The sequence below is a fragment of the Ensifer sp. M14 genome, assembly GCF_003355565.1.
Lineage (GTDB): Bacteria > Pseudomonadota > Alphaproteobacteria > Rhizobiales > Rhizobiaceae > Ensifer.
The window spans coordinates 317,470-337,359 of the sequence record NZ_QJNR01000007.1 but is presented as its reverse complement, the minus strand read 5'-3'; the positions used below and the strand labels follow the sequence as shown (position 1 = coordinate 337,359).

Annotated in this window: 17 protein-coding genes; 6 read left to right on the top strand and 11 right to left on the bottom strand. The window is 62.3% G+C overall.

Features of this window, described 5'->3' with window-relative positions:
• Nucleotides 1–171 precede the first annotated feature (171 nt).
• Together BLJAPNOD_RS23300 and hpaH are read left to right on the top strand one after the other, a co-directional pair.
• Nucleotides 172–786: a LysE family translocator gene (locus tag BLJAPNOD_RS23300; protein WP_115421625.1), complete on the top strand. Its 615-nt coding sequence runs from the start codon at nucleotides 172–174 to the stop codon at nucleotides 784–786.
• A gap of 184 nt (nucleotides 787–970) precedes the next feature.
• Nucleotides 971–1,786, top strand: a complete 816-nt coding sequence (gene hpaH, locus BLJAPNOD_RS23295) for a 2-oxo-hept-4-ene-1,7-dioate hydratase (protein WP_115421624.1) — start codon at nucleotides 971–973, stop codon at nucleotides 1,784–1,786.
• Between the two features lie 36 nt (nucleotides 1,787–1,822).
• Here hpaH and BLJAPNOD_RS23290 read toward each other — a convergent pair whose 3' ends face one another.
• From BLJAPNOD_RS23290 to gcl, 4 genes are all read right to left on the bottom strand, one after another.
• Complete coding sequence (locus BLJAPNOD_RS23290) at nucleotides 1,823–3,091, bottom strand: glycerate kinase (RefSeq protein ID WP_115421623.1); 1,269 nt, start codon at nucleotides 3,089–3,091, stop codon at nucleotides 1,823–1,825.
• Nucleotides 3,092–3,208: 117 nt separating this feature from the next.
• Nucleotides 3,209–4,093 (bottom strand): 2-hydroxy-3-oxopropionate reductase, encoded by an 885-nt coding sequence (locus tag BLJAPNOD_RS23285; protein ID WP_077501885.1) that lies wholly within the window; start codon nucleotides 4,091–4,093, stop codon nucleotides 3,209–3,211.
• Between the two features lie 5 nt (nucleotides 4,094–4,098).
• On the bottom strand, nucleotides 4,099–4,914 hold the full coding sequence (gene hyi / locus BLJAPNOD_RS23280; RefSeq protein WP_077501887.1) for a hydroxypyruvate isomerase: 816 nt from the start codon (nucleotides 4,912–4,914) through the stop codon (nucleotides 4,099–4,101).
• 26 nt (nucleotides 4,915–4,940) lie between these two features.
• Complete coding sequence (gcl, locus tag BLJAPNOD_RS23275) at nucleotides 4,941–6,725, bottom strand: glyoxylate carboligase (protein ID WP_077501889.1); 1,785 nt, start codon at nucleotides 6,723–6,725, stop codon at nucleotides 4,941–4,943.
• Nucleotides 6,726–6,894: 169 nt separating this feature from the next.
• Here gcl and BLJAPNOD_RS23270 point away from each other — a divergent pair, with 169 nt between their 5' ends.
• On the top strand, nucleotides 6,895–7,716 hold the full coding sequence (locus tag BLJAPNOD_RS23270) for an IclR family transcriptional regulator (RefSeq protein ID WP_077501891.1): 822 nt from the start codon (nucleotides 6,895–6,897) through the stop codon (nucleotides 7,714–7,716).
• A gap of 340 nt (nucleotides 7,717–8,056) precedes the next feature.
• On the opposite strand, the gene guaD is transcribed toward BLJAPNOD_RS23270, so the two are convergent.
• Nucleotides 8,057–9,412 carry a guanine deaminase gene (guaD, locus tag BLJAPNOD_RS23265; RefSeq protein ID WP_077501893.1) on the bottom strand — a complete coding sequence of 452 codons (1,356 nt, stop codon included), beginning with the start codon at nucleotides 9,410–9,412 and terminating at the stop codon, nucleotides 8,057–8,059.
• A complete protein-coding gene (locus tag BLJAPNOD_RS23260) occupies nucleotides 9,409–10,647 on the bottom strand; it encodes a urate hydroxylase PuuD (RefSeq protein WP_077501895.1) in 1,239 nt (412 codons plus the stop codon). Before BLJAPNOD_RS23260 ends, guaD begins: the two co-directional genes overlap by 4 nt.
• 147 nt (nucleotides 10,648–10,794) lie before the next feature.
• Between BLJAPNOD_RS23260 and BLJAPNOD_RS23255 the strand changes: the two genes are divergently transcribed.
• Nucleotides 10,795–11,709, top strand: a complete 915-nt coding sequence (locus tag BLJAPNOD_RS23255) for a LysR family transcriptional regulator (RefSeq protein WP_115421622.1) — start codon at nucleotides 10,795–10,797, stop codon at nucleotides 11,707–11,709.
• Nucleotides 11,710–11,745: 36 nt separating this feature from the next.
• Here BLJAPNOD_RS23255 and BLJAPNOD_RS23250 read toward each other — a convergent pair whose 3' ends face one another.
• Nucleotides 11,746–12,726 carry a zinc-binding dehydrogenase gene (locus BLJAPNOD_RS23250; RefSeq protein WP_115421621.1) on the bottom strand — a complete coding sequence of 327 codons (981 nt, stop codon included), beginning with the start codon at nucleotides 12,724–12,726 and terminating at the stop codon, nucleotides 11,746–11,748.
• A gap of 99 nt (nucleotides 12,727–12,825) precedes the next feature.
• Here BLJAPNOD_RS23250 and BLJAPNOD_RS23245 point away from each other — a divergent pair, with 99 nt between their 5' ends.
• Nucleotides 12,826–13,203 carry a helix-turn-helix domain-containing protein gene (locus BLJAPNOD_RS23245; RefSeq protein ID WP_077501900.1) on the top strand — a complete coding sequence of 126 codons (378 nt, stop codon included), beginning with the start codon at nucleotides 12,826–12,828 and terminating at the stop codon, nucleotides 13,201–13,203.
• A 3-nt stretch (nucleotides 13,204–13,206) separates the two neighbouring features.
• Here BLJAPNOD_RS23245 and xdhC read toward each other — a convergent pair whose 3' ends face one another.
• The 4 genes from xdhC to uraH are packed head-to-tail and all read right to left on the bottom strand — an operon-like array spanning nucleotide 13,207 to nucleotide 18,300.
• Nucleotides 13,207–14,070: a xanthine dehydrogenase accessory protein XdhC gene (xdhC, locus tag BLJAPNOD_RS23240; protein ID WP_199566017.1), complete on the bottom strand. Its 864-nt coding sequence runs from the start codon at nucleotides 14,068–14,070 to the stop codon at nucleotides 13,207–13,209.
• A 12-nt stretch (nucleotides 14,071–14,082) separates the two neighbouring features.
• The gene (xdhB, locus tag BLJAPNOD_RS23235) at nucleotides 14,083–16,428 is read right to left on the bottom strand and encodes a xanthine dehydrogenase molybdopterin binding subunit (RefSeq protein WP_115421619.1); all 2,346 of its coding nucleotides are present in this window, start codon (nucleotides 16,426–16,428) and stop codon (nucleotides 14,083–14,085) included.
• A gap of 12 nt (nucleotides 16,429–16,440) precedes the next feature.
• Nucleotides 16,441–17,922 carry a xanthine dehydrogenase small subunit gene (gene xdhA / locus BLJAPNOD_RS23230; protein ID WP_077501906.1) on the bottom strand — a complete coding sequence of 494 codons (1,482 nt, stop codon included), beginning with the start codon at nucleotides 17,920–17,922 and terminating at the stop codon, nucleotides 16,441–16,443.
• Between the two features lie 6 nt (nucleotides 17,923–17,928).
• Entirely contained in the window at nucleotides 17,929–18,300 is a 372-nt protein-coding gene (gene uraH, locus BLJAPNOD_RS23225) for a hydroxyisourate hydrolase (RefSeq protein ID WP_077501908.1), read from the bottom strand.
• 171 nt (nucleotides 18,301–18,471) lie between these two features.
• Here uraH and puuE point away from each other — a divergent pair, with 171 nt between their 5' ends.
• Nucleotides 18,472–19,887: an allantoinase PuuE gene (gene puuE, locus BLJAPNOD_RS23220; RefSeq protein ID WP_077501910.1), complete on the top strand. Its 1,416-nt coding sequence runs from the start codon at nucleotides 18,472–18,474 to the stop codon at nucleotides 19,885–19,887.
• Nucleotides 19,888–19,890 lie beyond the last annotated feature (3 nt).

The following is a 19,890-nucleotide window of genomic DNA, read 5'->3' as shown; positions in this document are numbered from 1 at the left end:
GCTTAACCAACACCAAATTAGCCGCGGATCAACCGCTCCGAAATACGACACCTGCCGTATGTCCCAGAAGTACAACCAAGCGTAGTTCTCCCTCGGCTCGATTCCGAACTGACGAGGTCGAGCCGAATGCCAAGCTGCCGGAGGGGCAGCCGGCAAACCGGAGGAACTGCGATGCCGTCGATCGAGCACTGGATTTCGTTTGCGGTCGCCACGGCGATCTTTGCCTGCATGCCTGGGCCTGCCATTCTCTATATGACCGCGCAGACCCTGGCGCATGGACGCAAGGCCGGTTTCCTGGCCGCTCTCGGCATTCATATCGGCTGCTATGTGCATATCGCCGCAGCAACGCTGGGGCTTGCCGCCCTTCTGGCTCACGCGCCGTTTCTCTATGCGGCAATCAAGCTCGCCGGTGCCATCTATCTGGTTTGGCTTGGTGGCACCATGCTGCTCGGCATCGGCAAGCATGACGGGCATAAGACGGATGCCAAGCCGGGTGTGCTGCGCGACAGCATCCTCGTCGAAATCCTCAACCCGAAGACGGCCTTGTTCTTCGTGACCTTCCTGCCGCAGTTCGTCGACCCGACCGCAGCGATGCCAGCCCCGCTACAGTTCCTGCTCTTCGGTATGCTCGTAAACCTGGCATTGTCGGCAGCGGATGTCGCCGCCGTTCTGCTCGCGTCGCTTACCCTCGGCCGTTTCACCGGCAGTGAGAGCCGTCTGGTGCCGCGTGCTTGCGGTTCGATCCTCATTGGTCTCGGCATGATGCTGGCAACGCAGTCGGTCTGACGGGCGTGATCCACAGCCAAATGCCGGCCATCCAGCGGTGTTCCTTCCTCGGCGAACGCGCCCTTTCCTATCGCTCGTGTTTCGGCGATGATATCGGCGCCTTGGACGTCAGCGGAACGCTCTAAATCCTTCGGATTCCATCACAAGGCCATGGCTGACGTCCGTTCGAAAGGAAGACGGTCGCATGCTCAGCCCCGCCGAGATTTCTGAAGCCGCCGAGAACCTTCACCGGGCCGAAGTCGATCGCTGTCAGATCGGCCTGTTGTCGCTCAAGCACCCCGGAATGACCGTCGATGACGCCTATGCGGTGCAATCCGCCTGGATCAGGCGCAAGCGGGACCTCGGTCGGCGGATCATCGGCTTCAAGATCGGATTGACGTCGAAGGCGATGCAGCAGGCGCTTGATATCGACACGCCGGAATCCGGCGTGCTGTTTGACGAGATGCTGTTTGAGGACGGCGCAACCATTCCCGCCGGCCGGTTCATCCAGCCGCGAGTCGAGGCTGAGATCGCGTTCGTGATGAAAGCACCGCTCAAAGGGCCGCGCGTCGCCGTCCTCAACGTGCTCAACGCCACCGATTTCGTCATACCTGCCCTGGAGATCCTCGACACCCGCATCGTCAGACGCGACCCTGAGACACAACAAGCCAGAGGGATTGCCGACACGATCGCCGATAACGCAGCCAATGCGGGGCTGATCCTCGGTGGGCGACCGATGCGGGCCGACGCGGTCGACATGCGCTGGATGGGCGCCGTCCTCTCGCGCAATGCGCAAGTCGAGGAAACCGGATTGGGCGCCGGTGTGCTCAATCATCCGGCCCGCGGCATCGCTTGGCTCGCCAACCGGTTGGCGCAATATGGCGATGCGATCGAGCCGGGTCAGATCGTGCTTTCCGGCTCCTTCGTGCGCGCGGTCGAGGCACGCGGCGGCGACACTTTTGTCGCCGATTTCGGCAACCATGGCACGGTCAGCTGCCACTTTGCCTCGGAGGCCGCCTGACGGCGCAGCACCAATTAGCGGCACTAGCCTCGCGTGCTACTGCACCAGGATCGCGCGGAAATCGTTGACGTTTGTGCCCGTCGGTCCCGGCTTGAAGATATCGCCAAGCGCGTCGAAGGCGCTCCAACTGTCGTTGCGCTGCAGGAAAGTCGCGGCATCGAGCCGTTGCGCGGCGAGCCGCGCGATGGTCGTGCCATCGGCAAAGGCACCGGCATTGTCCTCGGAACCGTCTATGCCGTCGGTGTCAGCCGCGAGAGCCGATACACCTCTGGCACCATCGATGCCGAGTGCCAGCGACAGCAGGAACTCGCTGTTGCGTCCCCCCTTGCCTTCTCCGCGCATCGTGACGGTGGTCTCGCCGCCGGAAAGGACAACGACTGGCTTGGCAAATGGCCGGCCGCGGCCCGCGACTTCGCGGGCGATCGCCGCATGCACACTGCCAACATCGCGCGCCTCGCCTTCAATCGCGTCGGAGAGAATGATCGCTTCGATGCCGGCCTCCCGCGCCTTGGCGGCCGCGGCCTCGAGCGAGACGGAAGCCGATGCGATCAGGCGGACTTCGTTGGCGGCAAACCGTGGGTCCGACGGTGACGGCGCGTCGGCCGCCGGATTGGCGAGCCACGCCAGAACCTTTTCCGGCAATTGCAGGCCGTATCGCTCGATGATCTTCAGCGCGTCGGCACGCGTGCTTGCGTCAGGCAAGGTCGGGCCGGAGGCGACCAGCGCCGGGTCGTCACCGGGAATGTCGGAGACGATGAGGGAAACGACCTTGGCCGGGTAGGCTGCGGCTGCGAGCCGACCGCCCTTGATCATCGAGACATGCTTGCGCACCGCATTCATGGCACTGATCGGCGCGCCCGATGCCAGCAGCGCCCGGTTGACCGCGACTTCGTCTTCAAGGGAGAGCCCAGGCGGCGGCGATGGCAGCAAGGCCGAGCCACCACCGCAGACGAGAGCCACGACCAGGTCATCTTCCGACAGACCGCTGACTTCGACGAGTAACCGACGCGAAGCCTGCAGACCGCTTTCGTCCGGTAGCGGGTGCGATGCTTCCAGCACCTCGATGCGCTGGCACGGGGCGGCGTAGCCATAGCGGGTGACGACGACGCCGGAAAGCGGGCCGTCCCAGTGACGCTCAAAGGCCTGTGCCATCTGGGCTGCACCCTTGCCGGCGCCGACGACGACGGTCCGGCCTTTCGGCCGCTCCGGCAGGTTGGCGGCGATTACCAGCGCCGGGTCGGCGGCGGCAACCGCTGATGTGAACAGCGTTTCCAGAAACAAGCGCGGATCGGCAATGGCAGGCATGGTTCTCCCCTTCATCGAGTATCTCGGGCGGCGGCTCCTCCTTCCGCCGCCCGGAGGCATGATCGGCAGACGGAACGGGCCGCCGGTCAATCATGCGCATTTCAGGCTGTCTGTGCGTCAGGCGACCTGATGGTTCGCCATGCGCTCCAGCGCGCGCACCAGGCCGGAATGGTCAAGCCCGCTGTCGCCATTGGCGGCGCAATTGTTGAACAGTTCCTGCGTCGCCGCCGTATTCGGCAGCGAAATGCCGAGGGATTTTGCACCCTGCAGCGCCAGGTTCAGATCCTTCTGGTGCAGCGAGATACGGAAGCCGGGATCGAAGGTGCGCTTGATCATGCGGTCGCCATGCACTTCAAGAATGCGCGAGGAGGCAAAACCACCCATCAGCGCTTCACGTACCCGCGCCGGATCGGCACCGGCCTTCGAGGCGAAGACGAGGGCTTCGGATACCGCTTCGATGGTCAAAGCGACGATGATCTGGTTGGCAACCTTGGTTACCTGGCCGTCACCGCAATCACCGACGAGCGTGATGTTCTTGCCCATCAGCTTGAACAGCGGCAGTGCCCGGTCAAAGCTTTCCTGGGAGCCGCCAGCCATGATGGAAAGCGATGCGTTCTTGGCGCCGACCTCGCCGCCGGAGACCGGCGCATCGACATATTCCGCACCGGCTTCGCGGACCTTCTTGGCGAATTCCTTGGTCTCAATCGGCGAGATCGAGCTCATGTCGATAACAAGCTTGCCCTTGGAAAGACCGTAGGCGACGCCATTCTCGCCGAAGAGAACGTCCTTCACTTCAGGCGTATCCGGCAGCATCAGGATGATGGTGTCAACGGCTTCCGCAAGCGCCTTCGGCGTCTCGACGAATTTCAGACCGTTGTCGACAAGTTCCTGCCGCGGCGGGATCGCGAATTTCGAGGTGATGATCGCATGCCCGGCATCCTGCAGATGGCGTGCCATCGGCGTGCCCATGATGCCCAGTCCAATAAAGCCGATCGTTGCCATTGTGCTTAACTCCTGATCTTGATGATGTCTGCGGATTGGGTGCGCTTGCGCTCGGCGCCGAGCCAGCCGAGGCCTTCAGCCGTCGTGGTGCGTGGCTTGTATTCGCAGCCGATCCAGCCGTCATAGCCTGCCTCTTCGAGCGCATCGAAGACGTAGGCGTAATTGATCTCGCCGGTACCCGGCTCATTGCGGCCCGGGTTGTCGGCAAGCTGGACATGGACGATGCGGCCGGCGAAGCGTCGGTAGGTGCCGATGAGTTCGCCCTGCGTGCGCTGCTGGTGATAGAGATCGTACTGTATGAACAGGTTGTCGCTGCCGACTTCATCGATGATCGACGCGGCCTGCTCAACCGTGTTGAGATAGAAGCCGGGAATATCGAAATCGTTGATCGGCTCGATCAAGAGGCGAATGCCCTGCTTGCCGAGTTCGTTCGCCGCAAGCCTGAGATTGGCGACCAGCGTGTTGCGCAGCACCTCTTCCGAGATCCCTGCAGGCGCGATGCCGACCAGGCAATTGACCTGTTTGCAGTCGAGCGCGGTCGCATAGTCGATGGCACTTGCCACGCCCTTGCGAAACTCGTCGATGCGGTCGGGCAGGATGGCGATGCCGCGCTCGCCGCCGGCCCAGTTGCCGGCCGGCAAGTTGTGTAGCACCTGTTTGAGGCCGTGGCGCTGCAACTCCGCACGCAGGCTCACCTTCTCGAATTCGTAGGGGAAGAGATATTCGACACCTTCGAAGCCGGCCTTGGCAGCCAGGGCAAAACGGTCGAGGAACGGCGCCTCGGTAAACAGCATTGTCAGGTTCGCAGCGAACTTCGCCATGCGGTGTTTCCTCCTTATGATTGTTATTAGTCGAGCAGTGCTGCGATCGCGGTCGGCACATCTTCGCCGCGGATCGCCAACTCCTCGAATTCGACGACCGCATTGATGTCAGCGCCCATGGAGATGTTGGTGACGCGCTCGAGGATGAACTCGATGACCACGGGAACCTGATGCTCATCCATCAGCGTGCGTGCGCGGTCGAAGGCCTCCTGGAACTCGTTGGGGCTGCGCACCCGGATCGCCTTGCAGCCAAGACCTTCGGCAACAGCGACGTGGTCGACGCCATAGCCCTTCTCTGCGTCGCCTGAGGCATTGATGTTGTCGAAGCCGAGGCTGACCTCGAAGTCCATGTTGAAGCCGCGCTGCGCCTGGCGAATGAGGCCGAGATAGGAATTGTTCACGACCACATGCAGGTAGGGCAGCTTGTGCTGGGCGCCGACCGCCAGTTCCTCGATCATGAACTGGAAGTCATAGTCGCCGGAAAGGGCGACGATCGTCCGGTCCGGATCCGCCGCACGCACGCCAAGGGCTGCCGGCAATGTCCAGCCGAGCGGGCCGGCCTGGCCGCAATTGATCCAGTTGCGTGGCTTGTAGACATGCAGGAACTGCGCGCCGGCGATCTGGCTGAGGCCGATGGTCGAGACATAGCAGGTGTCGCGGCCGAAGGCCTTGTTCATCTCCTCATAGACGCGCTGGGGTTTCAGCGGTGTCTGGTCGAAATGGGTCTTGCGCAGCATGGTCCGCTTGCGCTCGCGGCATTCTTCCGCCCAACCAGACCAGTCGCGCAGCTTGCCGGCAGTCTTCCACTCGGTCGCGATGTCGAGGAAAAGCTTCAGCGCGGCCCCGGCGTCGGATACGACGCCGAAATCCGGCGCGAAGACGCGGCCGATCTGCGTCGGTTCGATATCGACATGCACGAACTTCCGACCCTCGGTGTAGGTCGGGACGTTGCCGGTGTGGCGGTTTGCCCAACGGTTGCCGACCCCGAGCACGAAGTCGGAGGCGAGCATGCTGGCATTACCGTAGCGATGCGACGTCTGCAGGCCGCACATGCCGGCCATCAGCGGGTGATCGTCCGGGATCGTGCCCCATCCCATCAGCGTCGGGATAACGGGAATGCCGGTGATTTCGGCAAATTCGGTCAGGAGGTCCGACGCGTCGGCGTTGATGATGCCACCACCGGCGACGATCAACGGCCGCTCGGCATCATTCAGCATCGCAATGACCTTCTCGGCCTGGGCGCGCGTCGCCTTCGGCTTGTAGGGCTCGAGCGGCTCATACGTGTCCGGATCGAACTCGATCTCGGCCAGCTGAACGTCGACCGGCAGGTCGATCAGCACAGGGCCTGGCCGACCGGAGCGCATCAGGTGGAAAGCCTTCTGGAAGACGAAGGGCACCAGCGCCGGCTCCATGACGGTGACGGCCCATTTGGTGACCGGTGCAGCGATCTTGGAAATGTCGACCGCCTGGAAGTCCTCTTTGTCGAGACGGGCGCGCGGCGCCTGGCCGGTGATGCAGAGGATTGGGATCGAGTCGGCCGACGCCGAGTAAAGGCCGGTGATCATGTCGGTGCCGGCAGGACCCGATGTGCCGATGCAGACGCCGATGTTGCCGTGCTTGGCGCGGGTATAGCCTTCGGCCATGTGCGAGGCCCCCTCGACGTGGCGAGCGAGGATGTGGCGGACCGAGCCGCGCGCCCGCAGGGCGGAATAAAACGGATTGATCGCCGCACCGGGTACGCCGAAGGCACAATCGATGCCCTCTTTCTCAAGAACGTAAACAGCCGCATCGACGGCACGCATCTTAGCCATGGGAACTCCTCCTGTTTGATGAGACGATAACCCATTGCCAACGACACACAAGATTTAAATGGAATGCATTTCCATCATATGGAAATAAACATCTTCAAGAATTTCGAAACAATCGATCTCGGTCCTGCTAGAGGATGATGTGCACGACTCGGGTGCTGGAGGATGAATGATGGACGCGACAGGCAAGGGAAAACGCGGCCGGAAGGCTGGCGAGAACGCGGCTACCGGCTCCGTGCAGGTGCTCGACCGCAGCCTGGCGCTGCTGGCGATCGTTGCCGAAAATGATGGCTCGACCCTGACACATTTGTCGGATGTAACCGGCATGGCTCCATCGACCGTGCATAGGTTGCTGACGTCGCTGGCCAACCACGGCATGGTGATGAACGATCCCGACACCGGCGCCTGGACCATCGGCCTCAAGGCCTTCGAGATCGGCAACGCATATCTGCGCTTCCGCAAGCTCGGCACCATCAGCCGACCGTTCCTGAAGCAGCTGATGGAAGAAAGCGGCGAGACCGCCAATATCGGCATTGAGGAAGGCGGCGATGTCGTCTTCATCTCGCAGGTGGAAAGCCATGCCCCGATGCGGGCGTTTTTCCGCCCCGGCCGCCGCGGCCCGATCCATGCTTCGGGCATCGGCAAGGCGGTCCTGTCGACCTGGGCGGACAAGGATGTGGCGCATCTGCTGGCCGGGCGCGAGCTTGCGCATTTCACAGACAAGACCCGCGACAGCCTGCCGGCCCTGCTGCAGGACATCCAGACCATTCGCCAGCGCGGCTGGTCGGTCGACGACGAGGAACACACGCTCGGCATGCGCTGCGTGGCAGCACCGATCTTCAACGAATATGGCGAGACCATCGCCGGGATCTCGATCTCGGGGCCATCGGTGCGCGTCAACGACGACAGGCTGGCTCTGCTCGGACCGCTCGTGCGTGAACGCGCCGATGCCCTGACCCGGGCCATGGGCGGCAAGCGGCCGGAAGATCTGTGACGAGGAAAGCCTCCCTGCTTGGGGAGGTCAGAGTGCCGAGACTGTAAGGGAGCAAGAGTTGTGAAAGGGCGGCGCTTGCCCAAACCTCCCTCGTTCCTGTGCTTGTCACAGGAATCTAGCCAGCCCAAGTCTTTGGGCTGAAAGTCTTCTGATCTGACGGATGTCAGCCCGCTGGATTCCGGCACAAGGCCGGAATGAGGGAGAGTTGAACGAGCCTCGTGTCAGATAGAGGTTCTCGAGACTAAGATCGCGCTCGCCTCCCCACGCGGGGAGGCTTTTCGTTTTCGGCCTAGACCGCGATCTTCAGCTTCGCGCTTTGGCCGGCAACCCGCCGGAGGGTTCAGGCCGTCTCGAGTTTCCGGTTGGTCGCGGTTTCAGTCTCAGCAGGCTGATTGCCAACCCGATTTTTCATCGGCTTGCCGGCGACATAGGTTTCTGCCACCGAGCGATCATCCCCCATGGTCTGCAGGATGAACAGTTCTTCGGCAAGTGTCTTGGCCACGCGCATGCGCAGCTCCATCGAGGGCTTGGCACGGCTGTCGAGCACGACGATATCGGCGTCGGCGCCAATATGCAGGGAACCGATCCGGTCGTCGAGATCGAGTGCCCGCGCGTTGCCGAGCGTCATCATGTAGAAGGAATTGAGCGGCGAAAGCCGCTGCCGCTGCAGATGAAGCACCTTGTAGGCCTCGTCCATGGTTTCCAGCATCGAGAAGCTGGTGCCGGCGCCGACATCGGTCGCCACCGACCAGCGGGCGCCGAGTTTTTCAAACCGGTCGCGATCGAACAGCCCGGACCCCAGGAACAGGTTCGACGTCGGACAGAAGGTGCCGACGGCACCTGTCTCGGCCAGAACCGAAATCTCGCGGTCGCTCAGATAGATGCAGTGCCCAAGCAACGTCTTGCGCGTCAGCAGATCATAGCGCGCATAGATGTCGGTATAATCCTTCGCCTCCGGGTAGAGCGATGTCGCAAAAGCGATCTCGTCCTTGTTCTCGGAAAGATGGGTCTGGACGTAGCATTCAGGATGCTCGGCGACGAGCGCGCGGCTCATTTCCAACTGCTCGGGTGTCGAGGTAATGGCGAAACGCGGGCTGATGGCGTAGTGCGCGCGGCCGCGGCCGTGCCACTTGCCGATCAGCTGTTTCGTCTCGTCATAGCCGAGTTGCGGCGTGTCGCGCAGCGCATCAGGCGCATTGCGGTCCATCATCACCTTGCCGCCGATCATCAGCATGCCGCGGTCTTCGGCGGCGCCGAAATAGGCATCGACGCTTTCCGGATGCACCGAACAATAGGCAACAGCCGTCGTGGTGCCGTTGGAAAGCAGTTCGTCCATAAACCGACCAGCGATGAACTGCGCATGCTCAGGCTCACGGAACTTCTGCTCCTCGACGAAGATGTAGGTGTTCAGCCATTCGAGCAGCTGCGCGCCATAGGAGGCGATCGCCTGCGTCTGCGGGAAGTGCAGATGCGTATCGATCAAGCCGGGGAGCACCAGGTTCGGCCGGTGATCGGCGACCTTGACCTGGGGACCGGCGCGACGCGAAACGTCCGAATGCTCGCCGATATCGGCAACCTTGCCGCCCCGCACCAGAACGGCGCCGTCTTCGAAATAGCGATAGGAGGCGACATCGTCGATGCCAGCGGGCTTTTCGACGAAGGTCAGCACGCGGCCGCGGATCAGCAAATCGGTCATTGAACCTTCTCTCCCTTTAAGGCCGCCTCATACCAGGCAACGAGGAGCTTGCGCTCCTCGTCCGATATGCCGGTGACATTGGCTGGCGGCATGGCGTGCGAGCGGCCGGCCTGCAGATAGATTTCACGGGCGTGATTGGCGATCTCTGTATCGGTCTCGAGCGTCACACCCTTCGGCGGCACGACGATCCCCTCCCAGCCGGGCTCCTTGGCATGGCACATGGAACAGCGGCCAAGCACGGTGTCGCGGACCTTCGGAAAAGCCTCTGCCGTGACAAATGGCTGCTGTGCGGCCGAAACCTTCGCCTCCTCTTCGCCGCTCAGGATCTTCGGCACGGTCGATAGCCACATGATGACGATGAACAGCAGCGCGGTCGCAAGCCAGGTCCAGGTCGGGTTGCCCTTGTCGGCATGACGGGTGTTGAAATAGTGGCGGATGGTGACGCCCATCAGGAACACCAGCGAGGCAATGATCCAGTTGTACTGGGTGCCGAACGCCAGCGGATAGTGGTTCGACAGCATCAGGAACAAGACCGGCAGCGTCAGGTAGTTGTTGTGCGTGGAGCGCTGCTTGGCGATGACGCCGTATTTGGCGTCGGGCGTACGGCCGGCAATGAGGTCTGCCACGACGATCTTCTGGTTCGGGATGATGATGAAGAACACGTTGGCCGACATGATCGTCGCGGTGAAGGCGCCGAGATGCAGGAAGGCGGCGCGGCCGGTGAAGAGCTGCGTATAGCCCCAGGCCATGCCGACGAGGATGAAATACAGAAGCACCATCAGCTTGGTGTTGTCGCGGCCGGCCGGTGACTTGCAGATCGTGTCATAGGCGAGCCAGCCGAAACCGATCGATGCCAGCGAAATGGCGATCGCCGTCGTCTTCGACACGTCGAGCACATTCGGGTCGATCAGGTAAAGGTCGGCGCCGGCATAGTAGACCATGCACAGCATGCCGAACCCGGAAAGCCAGGTGACGTAGGACTCCCATTTGAACCAGATCAGGTGTTCCGGCATGTTGGACGGTGCCACCAGATACTTCTGGATGTGGTAGAAACCGCCACCGTGAACCTGCCACTCCTCGCCATAGGCTCCAACAGGCAGATCGGGGCGTTTCTTCAGGCCAAGGTCGAGCGCGACGAAATAAAACGACGAACCGATCCACGCGATACCGGTGATGACGTGCAGCCATCTCATGGCAAAGGTGAGCCAATCCCAGGCTATGGCATACTCGTACATGCAATTCTCCCATTTCTCCGTGGCGTATTATGTGTCATTGCTGGAGGTCGCGGGAACGTCGCTGCTTCACCAACACTTTCAAAAAAATCTATATAATCGCGACGGAATGGATGCGTTACATAACGCCCGGAGGAGAGATCGGGAGGCATGTCATATCTGGACAATGTGCGCGTCTTCGTACGCGTCGTAGAGCTTGGAACCCTGTCGGCAGCCGGTCGCGACCAGCGCGTAACACCGGCCGTTGCAAGCAATAGAATCAAGGAGTTGGAGCGCCATATGGGCGTTCGGCTGTTCAACCGGACGACGCGCAAGCTGACCCCGACCGAGCACGGCCGCGTGTTCTACGACGGCGCCGTCAAGATACTCGAAGCGGTGAACGAAGCGGAAAACGCCATCGCGGATCTGTCGCACAATCCCAAGGGCGCGCTGAAGATTACCGCTCCGTTAGGGATAGGTCGCCGGCTGATTGCGTCGGGTATTCCTGAGTTTCACGACAAGTATCCTGACATCGAGGTGCGGCTCAGGCTCTCCGACCACAATGTCGATATCCTGTCGGAAGGCGTCGACGTCGCCTTCAAGCTCGGCATCCTAGAAGATTCGAACCTGCGCATGCGCGGCATCATGAATTGCGAGCGGGTCGTGTGCGGTGCACCCGCCTATTTCGAGAAACGCGGCGTGCCGCAAACGCCCGACGAGCTCATCGCCAACAAACATGACTGCCTGCTGCTGCGTTACCCTGGCTCCAAGGAATACTTCTGGACTCTTCAGACACCGGAAGGCATCCGGAAATTCGAGGTGACCGGCCCCTACGATTCGGACGATGGCGATGTGCTGACCCAATGGGCGCTCGACGGGCGTGGCATCATCAACAAGCCGCTCTTCGAAGTGAAGAGCCACATCAATAGCGGCGAACTTGTGCCGATCCTGGCGTCAACGCCACCGCTCGGCGTGCAATTGGCGGCAATCTATCCGCATAAGCGCTTCCAGGACCCGAAGGTTCGGCTGATGATCGATTACATGGCGGAGCGCTGTCAGCGGCTGATCGGAAAGATGCTCGCCTGACGCCCAGGCGAGCCAAAACTGCGCGCTGATCCAGGACTACGGTACAAGCACGATCTTGCCGATCGTGCTTCGCGCTTCCATGGCGCGGTGCGCCTCAGCCGCCTGCGCCAGCGGGAACCGGCCGCCCACATGAACCTTCAGCCGCCCATCTTCTACGCGCCGGAACAGGTCAGCGAGATCGATTTTCACGCCCGAAGGTGTGAGGAGCGGCAACAGCGCGAAGCCGCGCAGCGATTGATTGTTCGACAGCATCCGTTCGACATCGTCTGCCGCGAGTTGGAAACGCCCCATAGCGCCAAAGACAAGCTCGCCGCCGGGCGCCAGCAGGCCCAGTACCGGTTTGGTGAAGTGCCCACCCGCAAAGTCGTAGATCGTTTCAATCGAGCCGCCCACCAGATGCCGCCCGAGCGTCTCCTGCCAGTCTGCAGTCCGGTAGTCGATCGCACGGTCCGCACCAAGCGAGCGCGCGAACGCAACCTTCTCGCTGCCGCCCGCAAGCGCGATTACCGTCTTGGCACCCGCCTCCCTTGCAAGCTGAACGAGCAGCGAACCGACGCCACCGGCCGCAGCAGTCACCAGCACAGTCTTTCCCTTGGGGTTGCTTTGCCGAACAAGATGAAGCGCCGTCAACCCCTGGATCATCAGCGCCGTCGCCACCTCGAACGAAACGCCGTCGGGGATCGGCACGAATGCGTCCGCATCGATCGCCACATATTCGGCGCATCCGCCCGCCCCGCGACCGAAGGCGAACATCGGCACCGCGACGCGCGTGCCAACTGCCGGTGTTTGAACCCCTTCGCCCAACGCCTCGACAATGCCCGCGACCTCGACACCCGGCACCATCGGCAAACCAGGCGTTACCGCATACCGATCCTGCCGCATCAGAACTTCGAAGAAGTTGAGCCCGACCGCCCCGATCCGCACCAGCGCTTCGTTACGCCCGGGAGCTGGTTTCGGCAGATCGATGATTTGAAGGACTTCAGGGCCTCCGAAGGAGCGATATTCAATTGCTTTCATGGATCTTGACCTGATTTGAGTGGCTTCGGTCCACAATTAGCCTTACTCTCCATTTCGTCTCTACAGACCCTTTTGTTCCATACTCACCGGTTGGTAACCATGGCCGAGATCATCAAGCGACTGCCGTCACTGCCATCCGAGCGTGCCCTCAAGGTGATCTCCGGGCGATGGAAGGCGGTGATCCTCTACCACCTGTTCGACGGTCCGAGACGACTTTCGGAGCTGCGACGGCTCGTCCCGGCCGTCAGCCAGAAAGTGCTGATCCAGCAGCTTCGCGAGATGGAGGAACACGGCCTCGTCCATCGCGAGATCTTTCGCGAAGTGCCGCCAAGGGTGGAATACTCGGCGACGGCGCTGGGCCAAAGCCTCGAGCCGGTCCTGCTTGCCCTATGCGAATGGGGTCAACGCCACGCCGAAGAGCTGGGTGAATTCGATCAGGTCGGCGATTGCATCATCCGGCCACGCCAAAGCGCCTGAGCGTCAGGCGCCGACGCGCTTGCCTGACCTGGGCGACGCAGCCGCCGGCACAGCGAAATGGTGATTGAGGGCCGCGGTCATGATCTCGGCGGCAGCGAGTGCCGCAATGACCGCCGGCCTCTTGTCTTTCACCCCCGTGCCGCCGATCGGGCAGACGAGGCGGTCGAAGAGATCAGGCCGGCCGATTTCCCGAGACAGCCAGCTCTTGAAAGTCGAGCGCTTGGTCTTCGAGCCGATCATCCCGACATAGGACGCGTCGTCGCGCCTCAGCGCCTCGGCCGCAATCAGGAAGTCGAGCGCGTGGTCATGGGTGAGGATGACGAAGGCGCTTCCGCGCGGTGCATCGCGGACCACCGCTTCGGGCATCGCCGTCAGGCAGGTTTCGATGCCATGAATGTTGGCGGCCTCAAGTTCATCCTCTCGTGTGTCGACGAGGATGGTGCGCACAGGCACGAGCGACAGTGCCATCGCCAAGGCGTCGCCGACATGGCCGGCGCCGAACACGTAGACATGTGGGCGGCTGGCAATCTCCAGATCGCTGCGGTCTATCAGCATGGCGGCTTTCTCCCGATCGATGCGCGTAAAGGCGAGCGCGACGCGCCCGCCGCAACACTGGCCGATCTCGGGGCCAAGCGGGATCGTCATGGTGTCGGAGCGGTCGCCACGCTTTAACGCGCGACGACCGTGATCGATCGCCATATATTCGAGCTGGCCGCCGCCGATGGTGCCGAACAGGCCGTCCGGTGCCACCAGCATCCAGGCGTCGGTGTCGCGCGGCGTCGAGCCGGCAGCCCCCGTCACCTCGACCAGCACGCAGTCCGGTTCGCGACGCAGGAAGTCCCTGATATCCTCTCGGCTCGTACCCATCGCCATCAACCCTTAAGCCACTGCCCCTTGCCTTGCGGCGGCCCGCAGCCGCTCGATCGCCATCAGCATCCGCTCCGGCGTTGCCGGCGCGTCGATGCGCGGAGCGATACGATACCCCGCAACGCTCGCTGCTGCCATCGACAAGGCCTCAAGAACCGAAATGCCCAGCATGAACGGCGGTTCCCCGACGGCCTTCGATCGGCGGATCGTCTCCTCGCGGTTGACGGACCACTCTGCCAACCGGACGTTGAACACGCGCGGCCGATCCGAGGCAAGCGGGATCTTGTAGGTCGACGGCGCATGCGTACGCAGCCGGCCCTTGGCATCCCACCAAAGCTCCTCCGTGGTCAGCCAGCCCATGCCCTGAACGAAAGCGCCTTCCACCTGGCCGAGGTCCAGTGCAGGGTTCAGCGAGCGCCCGACATCATGCAGGATATCGGTGCGATCGATCTGATATTCGCCGGTCAGCGTATCGACGCTGACTTCGGAGCAGGATGCGCCATAGGCATAATAGAAGAACGGACGGCCGCGGCCCTCCGAGCGGTTCCAGTGGATCTTCGGCGTCTTGTAGAAACCTGCCGCCGAAAGCTGAATGCGGGCGCCATAGGCGAGCTTGATGAACTCGCCGAAGGGCAGGCGTTCCGTGCCGACACGCACCGTGTTCGGCTCGAAGGCGACATCGGCTTCGTTTACGTTCCAACGTTCGGCGGCAAAGCGCACCAGCCGCGCCTTGATCTGCTGCGCTCCATTGGCGGCGGCCATGCCGTTGAGATCCGCGCCTGAGGATGCGGCCGTCGCCGACGTGTTCGGCACTTTCGCGGTCGTCGTCGCCGTGACCTTGATCCGGTCGAGATCGACCTGAAACTCGTCGGCCACCACCTGGGCGATCTTGGTGTATAGCCCCTGCCCCATCTCGGTGCCACCATGATTGAGATGGATCGACCCGTCGGCATAGACATGCACCAGCGCGCCCGCCTGGTTGTACTCGGTCTTGGTGAAGGAGATGCCGAACTTCACCGGCGTCAGCGCGATGCCGCGCTTGATGATGTGGTTTTCGCGGTTGAAGGCGATCACGGCTTTTCGACGCGCGGCGTAGTCAGCCGAGGTTTCGAGCTCCTCGATGATGCGCCCGATGATGTTGTCTTCGACCGTCTGGTGATAGGGCGTGAGATTGCGGCCTTCGCCGCCATAGAAGTTGAGCTTGCGGATTTCGAGCGGATCCTTGCCGACCGCATAGGCGACGTCCTCGATCATGCGCTCGCCGCCGACCATGCCCTGCGGACCGCCGAAACCGCGAAACGCGGTGTTGGAAACGGTGTTGGTCTTCAACGGCTTCGAGCGAAGGCGCACATTCGGATAGAAGTAGCAGTTGTCGGCGTGAAACAGCGCCCGGTCGGTGACCGGACCGGAGAGATCGGCGGAAAAACCGCAGCGCGCCGCAAACACCGCATCGACCGCTTCGATGCGGCCTTCGTCGTCGAAGCCCACCTTGTAGTCGACATGGAAATCGTGACGCTTGCCGGTCGCCGACATGTCGTCATCCCGGTCAGGTCGCACCTTGACGGCGCAGCGGTACTTCTTTGCGGCGAGTGCCGCTACGGCTGCAAAGATGTTGGCCTGTGTTTCCTTGCCGCCGAAGCCGCCGCCCATGCGGCGCACATTCACAGTCACGGCGTTGGACGGCACGCCAAGCACGGTCGCCACCATGTGCTGGGTTTCGCTCGGATGCTGGGTCGAAGAATAGACAAGCACCTCGTCATCCTCGCCGGGTATGGCAAAGGAAATCTGGCCTTCAAGATAAAAGTGGTCCTGCCCGCCGATGCGCATTTCGCCCTCGACGATGTTCTTCGCCTTGGCAAAACCGGCCTCGATATCGCCACGCTCCAGCTTCAAGGGGTCGATGACCAGCGGATAATTGGCGGCAGCCGCCTCGAGCACGTCGGTCACATGCGGCAGATCGCGGTACTCGACCTTCACCTTGACGGCGGCCCGCCGTGCCGCTTCCCGCGACGTGGCGATGACGGCGAACATTGGCTGGCCGTGGAATTCGACCTTGCCGGCAGCAAACACCGGGTCGTCGTGCTTGTGGGCCGGGCTGATGTCGTTTTCACCGGGGATGTCGTCGGCGGTCAGGATGCCGATGACACCCTCGCTGGCGCTGACTGCGTCGAAATCGATCGACAGGATATCGGCATGGGCGCGCTGCGACAGGCCGAGATAGCCGTGCAGAGTGCCGGCGGGCTCGGGAATATCGTCGATATATTCGGCGGTTCCTGACACATGCTTGTGGCCGGATTCGTGCCGCTCGTTTTCGTGGACGCCACCGCGGATGCGGTCGATGGGCTGCATCACATTCATGGGTCTCACCTCCTAGACGGCAACGGCAATAGTGCGGTCGAGCCGGATGTTTCCGGTCGCCTGTGTTTCCAAATAGAAGCGGCGCAACAGGTTCTTCGCCACCAGCTGGCGATACTCCGCCGAGGCCCGCCAGTCGGTCAGCGGCGTGAAGTCCTCGTCGAAGGTGCAGATCGCCTGCTCGACGGTTGCCTCGCTCCACGCCTTGCCCTTGAGTGCCGCCTCGACATGATCGGCCCGCTTCGGGGTTCCAGCCATGCCGCCGAAGGCGATCACGGCGTCCGTGACATTGCCAGCACCGTCGAACGCCAGGCGGAACGCCCCGCAGACCGCGGTGATATCCTCATCCAGACGCTTGGTGATCTTGTAGACGGCAAAGCGCGTATCGGCGTCGAGGAAGGGAATGTGCACCGCCTCGACGAATTCGCCGGGCTCGCGATCCTGCTTGCCATAGGCGATGAAGAAATCTTCGAGCGCGACCGTCCGGCGGCGTGCGCCCTTGCGCAGCGCAACCGAGGCACCGAGAGCGATCAAAGCCGGCGGTGTGTCGCCGATCGGGGAACCATTGGCGATATTGCCGCCGACGGTGCCCATGTTGCGCACCTGCTGCCCGCCGATCCGGTCCCAAAGCTCGCGCAGCTGCGGGAAGTGTTCGGTGATAACAGGGTAGGCTTCGGCATAGCTGACGCCGGCGCCGAGCGTTACGCCCCTTTCGTCGACCGTGATGCGGCGCAGCTCTTCGAGGTGCGTCAGGTGAACGACCGGCGCGATATCGCGCATGAACTTCGTGACCCAGAGGCCGACGTCGGTCGAGCCGGCAACGATCGTCGCCTTCGGGTTGGCTTCGAGCACATCGGCGAAGTCGTCGACGGATGCCGGCAGCATGAATAGCCCGGATCCCTCGCCGATCACCACCCGGCGACCGTCCTGAAGGCTTGCAAGTTCACCGGCGATCCGGTCGCGTTCGGCAATCAAAGGATCCTTGCCGAGATCGCCGATGGTCGAGATCGCTTCCGCGGCGCGAATGATCGCGGCATAGCCGGTGCAGCGACAGAGGTTGCCCTGCAGCGCCTTTTCGATTTCAGTGATCGACGGCTTGGCGTTCTCCATCCAGAGCCCGTAGAGCGACATGACGAAGCCGGGTGTGCAGAAACCGCATTGCGACGCGTGCGTCTCAACCATCGCCTGCTGGACCGGATGGAGCGGACCGCCCGGCGTTGCCAGCGAATCCACCGTCACCACGTGACAGCCGTCGAGCGAACCGACGAAGCGGATGCAGGCGTTGACGGATTCATACTTGAGCTGTCCGCCGAGCAGACGGCCAACCAGCACCGTGCAGGCGCCGCAGTCGCCTTCGGCACAACCTTCCTTGGTGCCGCGCAGGTTGCGATCGATGCGCAGGAAATCGAGCAATGTCTGCACTGCCGACACATCGGAAAGCTCGACGAGGCGGTGGTTGAGCAGAAAGCGGATGGTGTTGCGGATCTGGATGGTCATTGCCGGTCAGCTCCCGCGATAAGTCGAATAGCCATAGGGCGAGAGCAGCAACGGCACATGATAGTGCGCGGCCTGGTCATCGATGCCGAAGCGGATGGGGATGACGTCGAGAAACGGGTTGGCGCCGCGCGCGGCCTCAGACCCGAGATAATCGCCAGCGTGAAAATGCAGCTCGTAGGTGCCGGCCTGCATGAGCGACCCGCTGAGCAGCGGCTGGTCGCAGCGTCCGTCGTCATTCGTCTTGACCGAACGCAGATGCGTCTGGCGCTCGCCGTCGATGCGGTAGAGCTCGATGCGCAGGTCCTTGGCCGGTTTGCCACTGGCCGTATCCAGCACATGGGTCGTCAGACGGCCGTCGTTTCCACCATGAGATTGCATGCGTATCGCTCCTCCCGAAGTCAGCTTTCCAGTTGGCAGTATCGAGGTGAGCCAGTGCATTGAGAAGCGGGCGGATCATTCGAGACTTTCAAATTTTTTGGGGGGAATGACGTCGGAAAAATCCCGTTAGGAATCAGGCCGCAGAGACAAATGTCTGGAGGACTGCTTCCTATGAGATACCCCCGCGATCTTCACGGCCATGGCCAAAACCCCACCACCGTATGGCCCGACGACGCGCGGATCGCCGTGCAATTCGTGATCAATTACGAGGAAGGCGGCGAGAACTGCGTGCTGCATGGCGATGCCGCATCAGAGGCTTTTCTCTCGGAAATCGTTGGTGCGCAGGCATGGCCCGGGCAGCGCCACTGGAACATGGAATCGATCTATGAATACGGCGCACGCGCCGGCTTCTGGCGGCTCCATCGCATGTTCACCGAAAAGGGTGTGCCGGCGACGGTCTATGGCGTCGCGACGGCACTGAAGCGTTCGCCGGCCCAGGTGGCAGCCATGCAGGACGCCGGCTGGGAGATCGCCTCGCATGGCCTGAAATGGATCGAGCACAAGGATTTCAACCCCGAGCGCGAGCGGGCGGAAATCGCCGAGGCGATCCGGCTGCACACGATCGTAACCGGCGAACCGCCGCGCGGCTGGTACACCGGCCGCTGCTCCGACAATACGCTCGATCTCGTGACCGAAACCGGTGGCTTCGACTACGTCTCCGACAGCTACGCCGACGACCTGCCCTATTGGCATGAACATGCCGGTCGCCACCAGCTCGTCATCCCCTACACGCTCGACACCAACGACATGCGCTTTGCGACACCACAGGGTTTCAACAGCGGCGACCAGTTCTTCAGCTACCTCAAGGACAGCTTCGACGTGCTCTACGCGGAAGGTGCCGCCGGCGCACCGAAGATGCTCAGCATCGGCCTGCACTGCCGCCTTGTCGGCAGGCCGGGTCGCGCCGCAGCGCTCGCCCGCTTTATCGATTATGTAAAGGAACACGAAAAGGTTTGGCTCGCCCGCCGCATCGATATCGCGCGGCATTGGGCAAAGGCTTATCCGTTCAAGGCCTGGGACGATCGTCCCTCGCGACTTTCGGAGGCCGATTTCGTCGCCCGCTTCGGTGGCGTGTTCGAACATTCCGAATGGATCGCCAGGCGTGCCTTTGCCGGCGAGCTGTCGGCCGCCAACGACACGGCGATCGGGCTTGCAGCCGCGCTGACCGCAGTCTTCCGCGAGGCGACGGCAGACGAGCGCCTGGGCGTGCTCAATGCCCACCCGGATCTCGCCGGCAAACTGGCTCAGGCAAAACGGTTGACCGAAAGCTCGACCAGCGAGCAGGCCTCCGCCGGTCTCGATGCGCTGACGGACCAGGAGCGTGCGCGGTTCACCGAGCTCAACAGCGCCTATGTCGCAAAATTCGGCTTCCCCTTCATCATCGCCGTCAGGGGCCGCAGCAAGGATGACATCCTGGCAGCCTTCGAAACCCGGATCGGCAACGATCGCGACAGCGAACTTGAGACGGCATGCCGGCAGGTAGAAAGGATTGCGCTTCTCCGCCTCAAAGACATGCTACCGAGCTGAGCC